Below are 14,340 nucleotides of genomic sequence, written 5' to 3' on the forward strand. Positions count from 1 at the left end.
TTGTTTTGAGCTTGGCGCCCCTTTAAACCACGCTGGGCGCAATCCGATATTCATTCGGGGGCCCCTCAATCATCTTTTGCAAGATTCCAAGCCCCTCATATGGCTACACTGCGCAGGTGGCGCGGGCCGGATGCCTGCGAAGAATGTCGACATCAGTGTGGTAGCGGGAGAGTGGCGTGCTAAGAAGAATGGGGATAAAAGGCCGCGTACTGTTGCTGACCTTGTTGCCTACCAGCCTGATGGCATTGCTGTTGGGCGGTTATTTCACCTGGATGCAGCTTTCGGACCTGCAAACCCAACTGCTCAATCGCGGCGAGATGATCGCCGAACAGCTGGCGCCGCTGGTGGCACCGGCACTGGGCAGCAAGAACACCGATCTGCTGGAGCGCATCGCGACCCAGTCCCTGGAACAAGTCGATGTGCGAGCCGTCTCCTTCCTGGCGCCCGACCGCTCGTCCCTGGCCCATGCCGGCCCGACCATGCTCAACCCGCCGCCCATCGGCAACAGTTCACACCTGTTGCAACGCACAGGCAATGACGCCACCCGCTACCTGCTGCCCGTGTTCGGCCGCCATCGCAACCTCGCCGGTGAACTGATTCCCGACGAAGCCGACCGTCTGCTGGGCTGGGTCGAGCTGGAGCTGTCCCACAACGGCATGCTGCTACGCGGCTATCGCAGCCTGTTCGCCAGCCTCCTGTTGATCGCCATCGGCCTGATTTGCACCGCGGCCCTGGCCTTGCGCATCAGCCGCACGATCAACTCACCCATCGGGCAGATCAAGCAAGCGGTGGCGCAGCTCAAGGATGGCAACCTGGAAACCCGTTTGCCGCCGTTGGGCAGCCAGGAGCTGGATCAATTGGCGTCCGGTATCAACCGTATGGCCGAAACCCTGCAAAACGCCCAGGAAGAACTGCAGCACAGCATCGACCAGGCCACCGAAGATGTGCGCCAGAACCTGGAAACCATCGAGATCCAGAACATCGAGCTGGACCTGGCCCGCAAGGAAGCCCTGGAAGCCAGCCGCATCAAGTCGGAGTTCCTGGCCAATATGAGCCATGAAATCCGCACGCCACTCAACGGCATCCTCGGTTTCACCCACCTGCTGCAGAAAAGCGAGCTCTCGCCCCGTCAGTTGGATTACCTGGGCACCATCGAAAAATCCGCCGATAACCTGCTGGGTATCATCAACGAAATTCTCGACTTCTCGAAAATCGAAGCCGGCAAGCTGGTGCTCGATAACATTCCGTTCAACCTGCGTGACCTGTTGCAAGACACCTTGACCATCCTCGCCCCAGCCGCCCACGCCAAACAGCTGGAGCTGGTCAGCCTGGTCTACCGCGATACCCCCCTGGCCCTGGTGGGCGACCCGTTGCGTCTCAAGCAGATCCTCACCAACCTGGTCAGCAATGCCATCAAGTTCACCCGCGAGGGCACTATCGTGGCTCGGGCCATGCTCGAAGACGAGCAGGAAGACAGCGTGCAACTGCGCATCAGCGTGCAGGACACCGGCATCGGCCTGTCCAACCAGGATGTACGCGCCCTGTTCCAGGCCTTCAGCCAGGCCGATAACTCGCTGTCGCGCCAACCCGGTGGCACGGGGTTGGGCCTGGTGATCTCCAAGCGCCTGATCGAACAGATGGGCGGCGAAATCGGCGTCGACAGCACCCCAGGCGAAGGTTCGGAGTTCTGGATCAGCCTCAATCTGCCCAAGACCCGCGACGATATCGAAGACCTGCCCGCCCCGCCGCTGTTGGGCCGGCGCGTGGCGGTGCTGGAGAATCACGAACTGGCACGCCAGGCCCTGCAACACCAGTTGGAAGACTGTGGCCTGGAGGTCACGCCGTTCAACAGCCTGGAGAACCTCACCAACGGCATCACCAGCGCGCACCAGACCGAACATGCCATCGACCTGGCGGTTTTGGGCATCACCGCCAACGATATTCCGCCGGAACGCCTCAACCAACACCTGTGGGACCTCGAACACCTGGGCTGCAAAGTCCTGGTGCTGTGCCCGACCACCGAGCAGATGCTGTTCAACCTATCGGTGCCCAACCCCAACAGCCAGTTGCAGGCCAAGCCGGCCTGCACCCGCAAATTGCGCCGGGCACTGTCCGACCTGATCAGCCCGCGGCCGTTGCGCAGCGAGCCGGGGGAGCCGTTGTCCAGCCGCGCGCCACGGGTGCTGTGTGTCGACGACAATCCGGCCAACCTGTTGCTGGTACAAACCCTGCTCGAAGACATGGGCGCCAAGGTCCAGGCCGTGGAAAGTGGCTATAGCGCCATCGAAGCGGTGAAAAAAGAAGCCTTCGACCTGGTGCTGATGGATGTACAGATGCCCGGCATGGACGGGCGCCAGAGCACCGAGGCGATTCGCCAGTGGGAAAGCGAGCGCCACGGCACGCCACTGCCTATCGTCGCGCTGACGGCCCATGCCATGGCCAATGAAAAGCGCGCCCTCCTGCAAAGCGGCATGGATGACTACCTGACCAAGCCCATCAGCGAGCGGCAACTGGCCCAAGTGGTGCTGAAATGGACCGGCCTGGCCTTGCGCAATCAAGGCCCGGAACGCGTAGTCGAAGGCCACGGCCCCGCCGCCCAACTGCCAGTGCTGGACCATGACGAAGGCTTGCGCCTGGCGGCAGGCAAGGCAGACTTGGCCGCCGACATGCTGGCCATGCTGCTGGCATCCCTGGAAGCCGACCGCGAGGCGGTCTGTATCGCCCGCGAAGCCAACGACAATAACGCGCTGATCGAACGGGTCCACCGCCTGCACGGCGCCACTCGCTACTGCGGCGTACCGCAATTACGCGCCGCCTGCCAGCGCGCCGAAACCTTGCTCAAGCAAGATGACGCCAAGGCCATGGCCGCCCTCGATGAGCTGGACATGGCCATTACCCGCCTTGCCAGCGAAGCCCGGGTCAACGCCTGACACAGGACAACACGCCAACCACCCAAGACGGGCAACATACCTGCAGGCCACGGTTTGCCAGCGCCTACAGGTACCACACGCTATCTTGCAGGAAGCCCTTTGATGCGCATCATCCTCTTCAGCAGCCAGACCTATGACCGCGACAGCTTTCTCGCCGAACCGTTGCCCCAAGGCATGGCGCTGCAATTCCAACCGGCACGCCTGAACCTCGACACCGTGGCCCTGGCCGACCAGCACGAAGTGGTCTGTGCCTTTATCAACGACGACCTCAGCGCGCCGGTGCTCGAACACCTGGCCGCCGGAGGCACGCAATTGATTGCCCTGCGTTCGGCCGGCTACAACCATGTGGACCTGGCCGCCGCCAAACGCCTGGGCCTGACCATCGTGCGGGTGCCGGCGTACTCGCCCCATGCGGTGGCCGAACATGCGGTGGCCCTGGTGCTGGCCCTCAACCGCCGCCTGCATCGCGCCTACAACCGCACCCGCGACGGCGACTTCAGCCTGCACGGCCTGACCGGCTTCGACCTGGTGGGCAAGACCGTTGGCGTGGTGGGCACCGGGCAGATCGGCGCGACTTTCGCCAAGATCATGGCCGGATTTGGCTGCTCATTGCTGGCCTACGACCCCTATCCCAATCCGCAGGTCGAAGCCCTCGGCGCGCGCTATGTCGACCTGCCCCAGTTGTTGGCCGAAGCGCAGATCATCAGCCTGCACTGCCCACTGACCGCCGACAGCAAGCACCTGATCAATGCGCAATCCCTGGCCCATATGCAGCCGGGAGCGATGCTGATCAATACCGGGCGCGGCGGCCTGGTGGATACCCCGGCGCTGATCGAAGCACTCAAGGACGGGCAATTGGGCTACCTGGGCCTGGATGTGTACGAGGAAGAAGCCCAGCTGTTTTTTGAGGACCGCTCGGACCTGCCCTTGCAGGACGACGTGCTGGCGCGCCTGCTGACCTTCCCCAATGTGATCATCACCGCGCACCAGGCATTCCTCACGCGCGAAGCGCTGGCAGCGATTGCCAGCACCACCCTGGCCAACATCCAGGCCTGGGCCAACGGTCAACCGCAGAACCTGGTGCACGGATGATCAACGGTCACATACCGCGCGCATGGTGAACAGGCGAGCGTGATAGGATGCCGCGCCTATTTGGAGGATCCATGGCCGAACACGATTTCCGCTTCAGTTTGCTGAGCCCACAACACACCCTGATCGAATGCCGCGCCCTGGTGCCGGGTCGTTACCAAGTCACCGGCAATGGTGGCTCGATCAAGCATGGCGACGTGCTGATCGTCACCTTGCGCGGCAGCAAGACCCTGTCGATGCGCCTGACCGTCGAAGGCGATGCGCGCTACTCCATCCGCCCGGCCGGGCAATGGGTCGCCATGGCGCAAGGGCCGAAGTTCGGCGAGCTGGAAATTCACACCTGGAAGGTCAACTGCGACAGCTGCGACGCGGTGCTGGAGTTTGAGTTCTCGGTGGAGACCAAGCTGACCAAGGAGCCACTGCAACCGGCGGCCACCGCGCGCATCGCCGAGCTGGGCTGGGCCACGGTCGGTGATAAACACCGTTGCCCGAAATGCCAGAAGGCTGCGCAATGAAGCGCCTGCTGGTGCTCGCCGCGCTGGGCGTCGGCCTCGCCGGCTGCGCCAGCGATGAGGTCAAGCTCAAGCAGGATCACAGCTACATCGTCGAATGGATCGGCGAACGGCCGCTGATGGATTACGCCCACCTGACCGTGACCCTCGGCGCCGATGGCCGGGCCTATGGCAATGGCGGCTGCAACCACTGGTTCGCGCCGTACAGCCTGGACGGTAACAAACTCAGCTTCGGCAAGATCGGCAGTACCCGCAAGCTGTGTGCTGAAGCCTTGATGGAGCAGGAGCACCGCTTCTTCAAGGCCCTGGAGACGGTGCAGCGCTGGGATATTTCACCCATCGAGCAAACCCGTTTCTGGCCTGCCGAGGGCAAGCCACTGCGCTTGTGGCTGGAAGAAGGCTGACCCAACTCCTGTAGGAGCGAGCTTGCTCGCGAAGAACGTCAACGAAAACGCGTGCATCCAGGATGAACGCGGTGCCTGTGAATTCTTCGCGAGCGAGCTCGCTCCTACAGAGATCGCGAGGGTTCAGCCGCGCAACTCTTTGAGTTTGGCCATTACACCTTCCGCCGTCTGCTCACCCAACATCTGCGCCCGCACCTTGCCCTTGTCATCGATGATGTAGGTCACCGGCAACGCTTCGCTGCGCGGGATATCAAAAATCGCCTCGGGGTTCTGTGCCAATACGGTGAACTTGATGCCCAGCTTCTCGCTGGCGCTCTTGAGCTCTTCACCCTGTACATTGTCGAAGTTGACGCCAAACACGCTCACCGGCTGGCCTTTGAGTTGCTCGGCCAGGGCGTTGAGCTCGGGGATTTCGATGCGGCACGGGCCACACCACTCGGCCCAGTAATTGACCACCAGCCATTGCTTGTCGACGCGTTCGGACGCGACTTTCTGGCCGTATTGGTCGACGCCATAATCATTGCCGCAGCCGCTGAGCAGGAGTGTGGTGATAACTGCCAGTGCGCCTATCAGTCGCCGTGTCATGGGGTAATCCTTAGCAAAAATGAACGTGGGCTGCGGCCGATCGCCTCTTACGGTTTAAGGACAAGCCGCAGCGCAGGTAGAATACCCGCCACCTTACGCAAGATGCGACCCGCACATGACCGATCTGACGCTTTATCACAACCCGCGCTGCTCGAAATCCCGCGGTGCGCTCGAACTGCTGCAAGCCCGCGGCCTGGCGCCCAACGTCGTGCGCTACCTGGAAACCCCGCTGGACGCCGCGCAGCTTGAAGCCCTGCTCGGCAAACTGGGGATCAGCGCCCGGCAACTGCTGCGCACCGGCGAAGATGAATACAAGACTCTCAACCTGGCCGACGCCAGCCTCAGCGAGGAGCAGTTGATTGCCGCCATCGCCGCCCACCCCAAGTTGATGGAGCGACCGATCCTGGCCACCGCCGACAAGGCCGTGATTGGCCGCCCGCCGGAAAATATCCTGGAGATCCTGCCGTGAGCGCGCCCTACGTCCTGGTGCTGTATTACAGCCGCAACGGCTCGGTCAGCGAAATGGCCCGGCAGATTGCCCGGGGCATCGAGCAAGGCGGCCTGGAAGCGCGCCTGCGCACCGTGCCGGCAATCTCCAGCGAATGCGAAGCCGTCGCCCCGAGCATTCCGACCGAAGGTGCGCTGTATGCCAGCCTCGACGACCTGAAGAACTGCGCGGGCCTGGCCCTGGGCAGCCCGACGCGCTTTGGCAACATGGCGGCGCCGCTGAAGTACTTTCTCGACGGCACCAGCAACCTGTGGCTGACCGGGGCACTCGTCGGCAAGCCGGCTGGGGTCTTCACCTCGACCGCCAGCCTGCACGGCGGCCAGGAAACCACTTTGATGTCGATGCTGCTGCCACTGCTGCACCACGGCATGCTGATCACCGGCCTGCCCTACAGCGAACAGGCCTTGCTCGACACCCAGGGCGGCGGTACGCCCTACGGCGCCAGCCACCATTCCGGCGCTGACGGCAAGCGTGCCCTGGACCCCCATGAAATCGCCCTGTGCCGCGCCCTGGGCCTGCGTCTGGCGAAGACTGCGGCAAAACTGGAGAGTGGCCGTGGCCAAGAAGCCTAAAGTCCTACCGGCCCAGGCCTGGCTGGAACCCCGGGTCAAGGTGGCACGGGCCTTGAGCCTGCTGGCGTTTTTTGGCCTGGTAGGCCTGCTTTGCGTTTACTACCTGCTGGTCGCCGACCTGCATGGCGCCCGGCCCTGGGTGATCTTGCTGATCGAACTGGTGCCGCTGCTGATCCTCGCGCCGGGCATGCTCATGGGCAGTGCGCGCGGGCATTCGTGGATGTGTTTTGTGGTGAACCTGTACTTCATCAAGGGCGCCCTGGCGGCCTATGACCCGAATCGCCAGTGGTTTGGCGTGCTGGAGATGCTGGCGAGCGTGGCAGTGTTCTGCACGGCGCTGTTGTATGTGCGCTGGCGGTTCCAGCTGAATCGGCGGTTGGCCATGTAGGAGCGAGCTTGCTCGCGAAAAACGTTAACGATGACGCGGGCATTCAGAATGCACGCGGCGCCCTCAGGTTTTTCGCGAGCAAGCTCGCTCCTACAGGTCAATGGTTGACGGTATAGGCCAGCATCATCGACAACTGGCACATCGGCCGCCCACTTTCGGCGTGCCACTGGTTGAACGCCGCCTGCACCGTCGCCAGGTCCCGCAGGCTGGTAGGGGCCTTGTCGACAATCTTCTGCGCATTGAGCGCCGCGACCACGTCATAGCTCGGCACAAACGTGTCCTTGCCCACCATGCGCAAGAAGCGCGGCGCTGACAGCCCGCCCAACTGGTGGCCGTGTTTGCTCAGGTACTTCCACAAGCCGACGATATCGGTCACCGGCCAATCGGCGATCAGCGCGCCGAAGCTGCCTTTTTCCTGCGCCACGTCGAGAATCATCTGCGCATTGCGCGGCACGCTCTTGAGCTTGCCCAGGTGGCGGATGATCCGCGTGTCCTGCATCAGGCGCTCAAGGTGCTCGGCGCCCATCAAAACGACCTTTTCTGGATCGAAACCAAAGAACACCTGCTCGAACGCCGGCCACTTGGCGTCCACCACACTGTGCTTGAGCCCGGCGCGGAATACCCGCAGCGACAGGGTCGACAAGTAGCGGTCATCGCTGATCTGGCGCAATTGCGCCGGCGTCTTGGGCACAGGCAGGTGGGCTTCCAGCTCGGCCGCCGAACCAAAGCGGTTCAGACAGTATTCGTGCAGCCATTTGTAATCGCGCATGCCCTCTCCTACGGAATGAAATGAAAACGGCGCCCATGAGCGCCGTCTGTCAGAGCCTGGAAAAGGCTCAGAGGTTCACAATGTTGACGAAGCGCGAAGCGGCGGTTTCATCGATACGCAGGCTGGTGAAGTCGAACAGGTTACGGTCGGCCAACTGCGATGGGATCACATTCTGCAGGCTGCGAAAGATGCTTTCGGTGCGCCCCGGCGTCTTGCGCTCCCACTCCTGGAGCATGTCCTTGACCACCTGGCGCTGCAGGTTCTCCTGGGAGCCGCAGAGGTTGCAGGGGATGATCGGGAATTGCTTGAAGTCGGAGTAGGCCTGGATGTCCTTCTCGTTGCAATACGCCAGCGGGCGGATCACGACGTTGCGCCCATCATCGGCGCGCAGCTTGGGCGGCATGGCCTTGAGGGAGCCGTTGAAGAACATGTTGAGGAAGAAGGTCTCGACGATGTCATCGCGATGATGCCCCAGGGCCATCTTGGTTGCGCCAATTTCATCGGCGAAGGTGTACAGGGTGCCACGGCGCAGGCGCGAGCACAGCGAGCAGGTAGTCTTGCCCTCCGGGATCAGTTCCTTGACCACCGAATAGGTGTCTTTCTCGACAATGTGGTACTCGACGCCCAGGGTCTTGAGGTAAGCGGGCAGCACGTCCTCGGGGAACCCGGGCTGCTTCTGGTCCATATTGACCGCGACTATGTCGAACTTGATCGGCGCGACCTTCTGCAAGTGCATCAGCACGTCCAGCATGGTGTAGCTGTCCTTGCCGCCGGACAGGCAGACCATGACCTTGTCGCCCTCCTCGATCATGTTGAAGTCAGCGACAGCCTCACCGGCCAGGCGTCGCAGGCGTTTTTGCAGTTTATTCTGATTGACGGTAAGGGTGCCCATGGCGCTTGGATCCGCGAAAAAGGTGTGTGACGAAAAGCCGGGTATTTTAGCGGTATGGAGCAGCGAGTTCCAATGTGGGGGGCCTGCATTCCACGCCACAGACCCAGGCGCGATTAAGCCCAGTGTTTACAGCGCAATTTGCTCTAAAGCCCCACACTTTTTCCGGTCATCACTTCCTATACTGCGACATAAGGTCGCACACATATCCAGACCTTTCAGGCCACTTGGCCGGCGGGCGCTCCGCTTGGGGGGCGATGGTAATAACGACAGGAGTGACTGGCATGATCCATCACGTCGTGGGGCTTTTCACCCATCCCGACCAGGAATGGCGGGAAATTCGTGGCGATAAAGAAGAAAGCATCGGCCACATGTACCTCACTCACACGCTGATTCTCGCGGCGATTCCCGCCGTATCAGCTTTTATCGGCACCACCCAGGTCGGCTGGGTCATCGGCAATCGCTCCCCGGTCATGCTGACCCAGGAAAGTGCGTTGTGGATGACCATCATGTCGTACCTGGCGATGCTCGGCGGCGTTGCGGTGATGGGCGCCTTCATTCACTGGATGGCGCGCACCTATGACGCCAATCCGAGCATGGCGCGCTGCGTCGCGTTCGCCACCTACACCGCCACGCCGCTGTTTATCGGCGGGCTGGCGGCGCTGTATCCGCATATGTGGCTGGGCATGGTCGTGGGCACGGCGGCGATTTGCTACACCGTCTACCTGCTATATGTGGGGTTACCGACCTTCATGAGCATCGACCCGGACGAAGGCTTCCTGTTTTCCAGCTCGGTGCTGGCGGTAGGCCTGGTGGTACTGGTGGCGATCATGGCCTTTACCGTGATTGTCTGGGGCCTGGGCGTAGGACCGATCTATACCAACTGACCAGCGTTCAATCGCAGGAAAAGCCACCGCAAGGTGGCTTTGTGCGTTATGCATGACCATTCGGCGCCTGACAGATTCGGAAACACCCTTAGATGCGGCATACTGGACATCTCTGGAGAGATGTACAGCATGCCCGAGCAACTCAATACCCGCGTCGAAGATTGTTTCCTGCAAGCCGAATCCTTTTTCAAACGAAGTTTCAAACGCCCCCAGGTCAGCCTCAAGCTACGTGGGCAGAAAGCCGGTGTCGCGCATTTGCACGAGAACCTGCTGCGCTTCAACCCCCAGTTGTACCGAGAAAACAGCCAGCACTTCCTCAAACAGACGGTGGCCCACGAAGTGGCACACCTGATCGCCCACCAATTGTTCGGCGAGCGCATCCAGCCCCATGGCGAGGAATGGCAACTGATCATGCGCGGGGTCTACGAATTGCCGCCTGATCGTTGCCATACCTATGAGATTCAGCGCCGGCGGGTGACCCGCTATATCTACCGGTGTCCGTGTGCCGACAGTGACTTTGCGTTCTCGGCCCAGCGCCATGGGTTGGTGAAACAGGGGCGGCGGTATTTGTGCCGCAGGTGTCGGGAGACGTTGGTATTTACCGGGGAAACGCGGGTGGAGTGAGGTTTTTGGGTGCCTGTTCCGGCCCCTTCGCGAGCAAGCCCGCTCCCACATTCTGAATGTATTCACAAATCAAAATGTGGGAACGGGCTTGCTCGCGAAGGGGCCCAAACAGCCACTATCCTACGACCTTGGCACCCCGCAGTTCGGCTATCCGCTGAAGACTGAAACCCAACTCCCCCAACACCTCATCACTGTGCGCCCCCCACCGCAGCCCCCAATATGCCTCGGCGCCGGCAACCCCTCGGAAAACTTCAACGGGCACGCCATCTGCGCCTGGAACGAACCATCCCCACGGGGTACCTGGCTCACCAGCTCCCGGGCCTGTAACTGCGGGTGCTCAAGGGCTTCGCCCAAACTGAGCACCGGTTCCACGCAAGCGTCCAAGCCAGCGAACAACGCACACAGCTCCTCAAAACTGTGCCGTTCAAACTCAACCTGCAATGCCTGCTTGAGTGCCTTTTGCTGCTCGAGCTTGGGCGACAACCCCAGGGCCGCCAGCTCCGGGAGTCCCAGCGCGCCACACAGCTGCTGCATGAATCCAGGTTCCAGGCTGCCCACCGACAGCCAACGCCCGTCCCGCGAGCGGTAGTAATCGTAGAAACTGCCGCCGTTGAGTACCTGGTCTTCGCGCCCCGGCTCCACGCCACAGGCCAGGTAGGCGGCGCCGGCCATGGCGTTGAGGCTGAAGGCGCAGTCGGTCATGCTCACATCCAGGTACTGGCCCACCCCGCTGTGCTGGCGTGCAATCACCGCCGCGAGCAGGCCGACCACGGCGTGCAACGAGCCACCGCCCACATCCGCCAATTGCACGCCGAGGGGCAACGGGCCGCTGTCCTCGCGGCCGGTGTAGCTGGCGACGCCGCAGAGCGCCAGGTAGTTGATGTCATGCCCGGCGCGATCCCGGTAGGGCCCGGTTTGGCCATAGCCGGTGATGGACACGTAGATCAGCTTCGGATTGATCGCCTTCAGCGCTTCATACCCCAACCCAAGGCGTTCCATGACCCCGGGGCGGAACTGCTCCAGCACAATGTCGTAGTCGACCACCAATTGCCGCACGATCTCCAGCGCCTCGGGCTGCTTGAGATCCAGGGCCAGGCTGCGCTTGTTGCGGTTGAGGTAGGCATGGCTGGCCGACACACCACGGTCGTGGGGCGGCAACACCCGCAGCAGGTCCATGCGCGTGGGGGATTCGATGCGCAGTACCTCGGCGCCCATGTCCGCCAACAGCAGCGAGGCGAAAGGCCCCGGCAACAAGGTTGAGAAATCCAGCACTTTGAGGGACGCCAAGGGGCCTGACATGGGAGCTCCGATTCCAGTTCGATGGGGCACAGAGTAGTCAGCCTTGGGCGCCAGCGGCAATTACCGTAACCATCATCGACAATGACCGTTGTGCTCGCCCGCCCATAAAAAAACCCATCCGAAGATGGGTTTTTTTAGTGTGTTTGAGCGTTTACTTGATCGCTGGAGCCGGGCCTTCGGCTACGCCCAGGTCATCCAGTTCGCGGGTTTCGGAGATACCGGTACCGCCGGAAGCCAGCTCGCTTTGCAGCTTGTCGGTGTCCAGTTCCTTGACCCACTTGGCGACGACGATGGTCGCTACAGCGTTACCGACCAGGTTGGTCAGAGCACGAGCTTCGGACATGAAGCGGTCGATACCGAGGATCAGCGCCAGGCCGGCAACCGGCAGGTGGCCAACAGCCGACAGGGTCGCGGCCAGTACGATGAAACCACTGCCCGTCACGCCAGCAGCGCCTTTGGAGGACAGCAACAGCACCAGCAACAGGGTGATCTGGTGGGTGATGTCCATGTGGGTGTCAGTCGCCTGGGCGATGAACACGGCAGCCATGGTCAGGTAGATCGAAGTACCGTCGAGGTTGAAGGAGTAGCCCGTCGGGATAACCAGGCCAACCACCGACTTCTTCGCGCCCAGGCGTTCCATCTTGATCAGCATGCGCGGCAGTGCGGATTCGGAAGAGGAAGTACCCAGTACGATCAGCAGTTCTTCACGGATGTAGCGCACCAGTTTCAGGACGCTAAAGCCGTGGGCGCGGCAGATGCCACCCAGCACTACCAGCACGAACAGGATGCAGGTGATGTAGAAGCAGATCATCAACTGGCCCAGTTGCACCAGCGAGCCAACACCGTAGGCACCGATGGTGAACGCCATGGCGCCCAGGGCCCCGATTGGCGCGAGCTTCATGATCATGTTGATGATGTTGAACATCACGTGGGCGAAGCGATCGATGAAGTCCAGCACCGGCTTGCCGTAGGCACCCAGGCGATGCAGGGCGAAACCGAAGATCACCGAGAACATCAGCACTTGCAGGATATCGCCGTTGGCGAAGGCGCCGACGATGGTGTTCGGGATCACGTTGAGGATAAAGCCGACGATGCTCTGGTCTTTACCGGCAGTGACGTAGGCTGCGACTTTCGAAGCGTCCAGGGTCGCAACGTCGATGTGCATGCCAGCGCCTGGCTGCACCACGTTGACCACTACCAGGCCGATCAGCAGGGCGATGGTGGAGACGATTTCAAAGTACAGCAGCGCGTAGCCGCCGGTCTTGCCCACCGACTTCATGCTCTGCATGCCAGCGATGCCGCTGACCACGGTACAGAAGATGATCGGGGCGATGACCATTTTGATCAGCTTGATAAAGCCGTCACCCAGCGGCTTGAGGGCCACACCGGTCTGCGGGTAGAAGTGACCGAGCAGGATACCGATAACGATGGCAACGATTACCTGGAAGTACAGGGTTTTGTAGAACGGCTGACGAGTCGTCATTGCAAAGTTTCCTCAAGAGTCCCGTGGGGCAAATATCCGCCATTGCCCACGACACTTGAATTGCGAACCCTCCTGCACTGGAGGGATTTGTTTTGGCGAACTGCTGGCTGGCAGGTCTGTACTCCTTATCGCAAACGGCGTGCCACTTTCCTGAAAAACCCTGTAACCCTTGGCTCATGGGGGCTGACGGCAATCCAAGGCTGTTTCAGGGGTTGCTAGAGGTGGCGGATATCCGCCCTGCATCCCAATCTCGTCCTACAATTTGGCGGATATCCGCCTTGTCCACCCCAGACATGATGGCTACCATCGGCCACTCAATGGACGAGGCCCCTGCATGCGCGAACGCACCATCGCCAGTCATTACGCCCGCGCGGCCTTGGGCGGTGCGCACCGGGCCGGCTACGACTGCTCGACTCTGTTGCAGCAACTGGGCATTACCCCGCAATTGCTGGCAGAGCCCCGCGCGCGCATCGCGCCGGAGCAGTTCACGCAACTATTGCAGAGTCTGTGGCTGGCCCTGGATGACGAATACCTGGGCTTCGCCGATGGACCGAGCAAGCGTGGAACCTTCGCCATGATGTGCCACGCGCTGATTCACTGCCGCACCCTGGAGAAGGCGCTGGAGCGCGGCCTGTTGTTCTACGGCCTGTTCCCCCACGGGCCGCGTTGGCGCCTGAGCCGTGAAGGCGATATGGCACGCTTGAGCCTGGATGACTCACAACTGTGGGACCCGGATCACTTCTTGAGCGAGTCCCTGCTGGTGATCTGGCATCGCCTCGGCAGTTGGTTGATTGGCCAGCGTATCCGCCTGGAGCAAGCGACTTTCAGCTACCCGGCGCCGGCCCATGCCAGCGAATACGACCTGCTGTTCCCTTGCCCCCTGGTGTTCAGCGCAGCCAGCAGCAGCTTGGTGTTCCATAGCCGCTACCTGAGCCTGGCGCTGCTGCAGGACGAGCGCACCCTCAAGCATTTCCTCGAACGCTCCCCCGCCGACCTGCTGTCGCGGCCAGACGAAGGCGACAGCCTGAGCAGCCAGTTGCGTCGCCTGTTAAGCCGCGACCGCACGCCCTGGCCAGACCTGGAAGCCGTGGCGCAGCACCTGCATATCAGCCCACAGACCCTGCGCCGGCATTTGCGTGAGGAAGGCACCAGCTTCCAGGCACTCAAGGATGAGCTGCGGCGGGATATTGCGATTTTTCATCTGGGGCGGGCGGATTTGTCGTTGCAGGAAATTGCCGAGCAGTTGGGGTTTTCCGAGCCGTCGGCGTTTCACCGAGCGTTCAAGAAGTGGACGGGGGTGACCCCGGGGGCTTACCGAGCGCAGGAGAGTTGAGGATGTATTGTTTGGACGGGCGCCATCGCATAGGTATCTACACAACTTTCAGAAACTGACGCCCCCCC

At 61.6% G+C, this 14,340-nt stretch carries 14 protein-coding genes and 1 pseudogene; 10 read left to right on the forward strand and 5 right to left on the reverse strand.

Annotation, left to right across the window (positions count from 1 at the left end; genetic code table 11):
- The first annotated feature begins 176 nt into the window (after window positions 1–176).
- The 4 genes from JTY93_RS19230 (at window position 177) to JTY93_RS19245 (ending at window position 4,935) form a co-directional block, all read left to right on the forward strand.
- On the forward strand, window positions 177–2,930 hold the full coding sequence (locus JTY93_RS19230; RefSeq protein WP_205477395.1) for a response regulator: 2,754 nt from the start codon (window positions 177–179) through the stop codon (window positions 2,928–2,930).
- 102 nt (window positions 2,931–3,032) lie between these two features.
- Window positions 3,033–4,022, forward strand: a complete 990-nt coding sequence (locus JTY93_RS19235; RefSeq protein WP_205477396.1) for a 2-hydroxyacid dehydrogenase — start codon at window positions 3,033–3,035, stop codon at window positions 4,020–4,022.
- A gap of 71 nt (window positions 4,023–4,093) precedes the next feature.
- Window positions 4,094–4,534, forward strand: coding sequence for a hypothetical protein (locus JTY93_RS19240; protein WP_029299734.1), 441 nt, complete (start codon window positions 4,094–4,096; stop codon window positions 4,532–4,534).
- Entirely contained in the window at window positions 4,531–4,935 is a 405-nt protein-coding gene (locus tag JTY93_RS19245; protein WP_205477397.1) for an META domain-containing protein, read from the forward strand. The genes JTY93_RS19240 and JTY93_RS19245 overlap by 4 nt, the downstream gene beginning before the upstream one ends.
- Before the next feature lie 123 nt (window positions 4,936–5,058).
- Here JTY93_RS19245 and JTY93_RS19250 read toward each other — a convergent pair whose 3' ends face one another.
- Complete coding sequence (locus JTY93_RS19250) at window positions 5,059–5,520, reverse strand: TlpA disulfide reductase family protein (RefSeq protein ID WP_169992775.1); 462 nt, start codon at window positions 5,518–5,520, stop codon at window positions 5,059–5,061.
- 115 nt (window positions 5,521–5,635) lie between these two features.
- Here JTY93_RS19250 and arsC point away from each other — a divergent pair, with 115 nt between their 5' ends.
- Genes arsC through JTY93_RS19265 form a run of 3 tightly spaced genes read left to right on the forward strand, consistent with a single transcriptional unit; the run spans window position 5,636 to window position 6,988 of the window.
- Window positions 5,636–5,989, forward strand: coding sequence for an arsenate reductase (glutaredoxin) (gene arsC, locus JTY93_RS19255; protein WP_205477398.1), 354 nt, complete (start codon window positions 5,636–5,638; stop codon window positions 5,987–5,989).
- Window positions 5,986–6,600 (forward strand): NAD(P)H:quinone oxidoreductase, encoded by a 615-nt coding sequence (gene wrbA, locus JTY93_RS19260; protein WP_205477399.1) that lies wholly within the window; start codon window positions 5,986–5,988, stop codon window positions 6,598–6,600. Before arsC ends, wrbA begins: the two co-directional genes overlap by 4 nt.
- On the forward strand, window positions 6,584–6,988 hold the full coding sequence (locus JTY93_RS19265) for a DUF2069 domain-containing protein (RefSeq protein ID WP_169905880.1): 405 nt from the start codon (window positions 6,584–6,586) through the stop codon (window positions 6,986–6,988). Before wrbA ends, JTY93_RS19265 begins: the two co-directional genes overlap by 17 nt.
- Window positions 6,989–7,085: 97 nt before the next feature.
- Here JTY93_RS19265 and JTY93_RS19270 read toward each other — a convergent pair whose 3' ends face one another.
- The gene (locus JTY93_RS19270) at window positions 7,086–7,757 is read right to left on the reverse strand and encodes a DNA-3-methyladenine glycosylase I (RefSeq protein ID WP_032861540.1); all 672 of its coding nucleotides are present in this window, start codon (window positions 7,755–7,757) and stop codon (window positions 7,086–7,088) included.
- A gap of 67 nt (window positions 7,758–7,824) precedes the next feature.
- Window positions 7,825–8,649 (reverse strand): tRNA 2-thiocytidine(32) synthetase TtcA, encoded by an 825-nt coding sequence (gene ttcA, locus JTY93_RS19275; RefSeq protein WP_169871661.1) that lies wholly within the window; start codon window positions 8,647–8,649, stop codon window positions 7,825–7,827.
- 281 nt (window positions 8,650–8,930) lie between these two features.
- On the opposite strand from ttcA, the gene JTY93_RS19280 reads away from it, so the two are divergent.
- The gene (locus JTY93_RS19280) at window positions 8,931–9,533 is read left to right on the forward strand and encodes a Yip1 family protein (RefSeq protein WP_057439628.1); all 603 of its coding nucleotides are present in this window, start codon (window positions 8,931–8,933) and stop codon (window positions 9,531–9,533) included.
- Between the two features lie 129 nt (window positions 9,534–9,662).
- Complete coding sequence (locus JTY93_RS19285) at window positions 9,663–10,157, forward strand: SprT family zinc-dependent metalloprotease (RefSeq protein WP_205477400.1); 495 nt, start codon at window positions 9,663–9,665, stop codon at window positions 10,155–10,157.
- A 115-nt stretch (window positions 10,158–10,272) separates the two neighbouring features.
- Here JTY93_RS19285 and JTY93_RS19290 read toward each other — a convergent pair.
- Window positions 10,273–11,456: pseudogene (locus tag JTY93_RS19290) on the reverse strand (CaiB/BaiF CoA transferase family protein).
- 151 nt (window positions 11,457–11,607) lie between these two features.
- On the reverse strand, window positions 11,608–12,939 hold the full coding sequence (locus JTY93_RS19295; protein WP_029300714.1) for a dicarboxylate/amino acid:cation symporter: 1,332 nt from the start codon (window positions 12,937–12,939) through the stop codon (window positions 11,608–11,610).
- Window positions 12,940–13,273: 334 nt separating this feature from the next.
- Between JTY93_RS19295 and JTY93_RS19300 the strand changes: the two genes are divergently transcribed.
- A complete protein-coding gene (locus JTY93_RS19300; protein ID WP_205480691.1) occupies window positions 13,274–14,272 on the forward strand; it encodes an AraC family transcriptional regulator in 999 nt (332 codons plus the stop codon).
- Window positions 14,273–14,340 lie beyond the last annotated feature (68 nt).

Source organism: Pseudomonas hygromyciniae (genome assembly GCF_016925675.1).
GTDB lineage: Bacteria > Pseudomonadota > Gammaproteobacteria > Pseudomonadales > Pseudomonadaceae > Aquipseudomonas > Aquipseudomonas hygromyciniae.

What these genes read in the sequence shown, in the direction of transcription:
- JTY93_RS19300 (WP_205480691.1), top strand. Translation starts at nt 13,274, where the DNA reads ATGCGCGAACGCACCATCGCCAGTCATTACGCCCGCGCGGCCTTGGGC.
- JTY93_RS19280 (WP_057439628.1), top strand. Translation starts at nt 8,931, where the DNA reads ATGATCCATCACGTCGTGGGGCTTTTCACCCATCCCGACCAGGAATGG.
- JTY93_RS19250 (WP_169992775.1), bottom strand. Translation starts at nt 5,520, where the DNA reads ATGACACGGCGACTGATAGGCGCACTGGCAGTTATCACCACACTCCTG.
- arsC (WP_205477398.1), top strand. Translation starts at nt 5,636, where the DNA reads ATGACCGATCTGACGCTTTATCACAACCCGCGCTGCTCGAAATCCCGC.
- JTY93_RS19295 (WP_029300714.1), bottom strand. Translation starts at nt 12,939, where the DNA reads ATGACGACTCGTCAGCCGTTCTACAAAACCCTGTACTTCCAGGTAATC.
- JTY93_RS19235 (WP_205477396.1), top strand. Translation starts at nt 3,033, where the DNA reads ATGCGCATCATCCTCTTCAGCAGCCAGACCTATGACCGCGACAGCTTT.
- JTY93_RS19285 (WP_205477400.1), top strand. Translation starts at nt 9,663, where the DNA reads ATGCCCGAGCAACTCAATACCCGCGTCGAAGATTGTTTCCTGCAAGCC.
- ttcA (WP_169871661.1), bottom strand. Translation starts at nt 8,649, where the DNA reads ATGGGCACCCTTACCGTCAATCAGAATAAACTGCAAAAACGCCTGCGA.
- JTY93_RS19270 (WP_032861540.1), bottom strand. Translation starts at nt 7,757, where the DNA reads ATGCGCGATTACAAATGGCTGCACGAATACTGTCTGAACCGCTTTGGT.
- JTY93_RS19240 (WP_029299734.1), top strand. Translation starts at nt 4,094, where the DNA reads ATGGCCGAACACGATTTCCGCTTCAGTTTGCTGAGCCCACAACACACC.
- JTY93_RS19245 (WP_205477397.1), top strand. Translation starts at nt 4,531, where the DNA reads ATGAAGCGCCTGCTGGTGCTCGCCGCGCTGGGCGTCGGCCTCGCCGGC.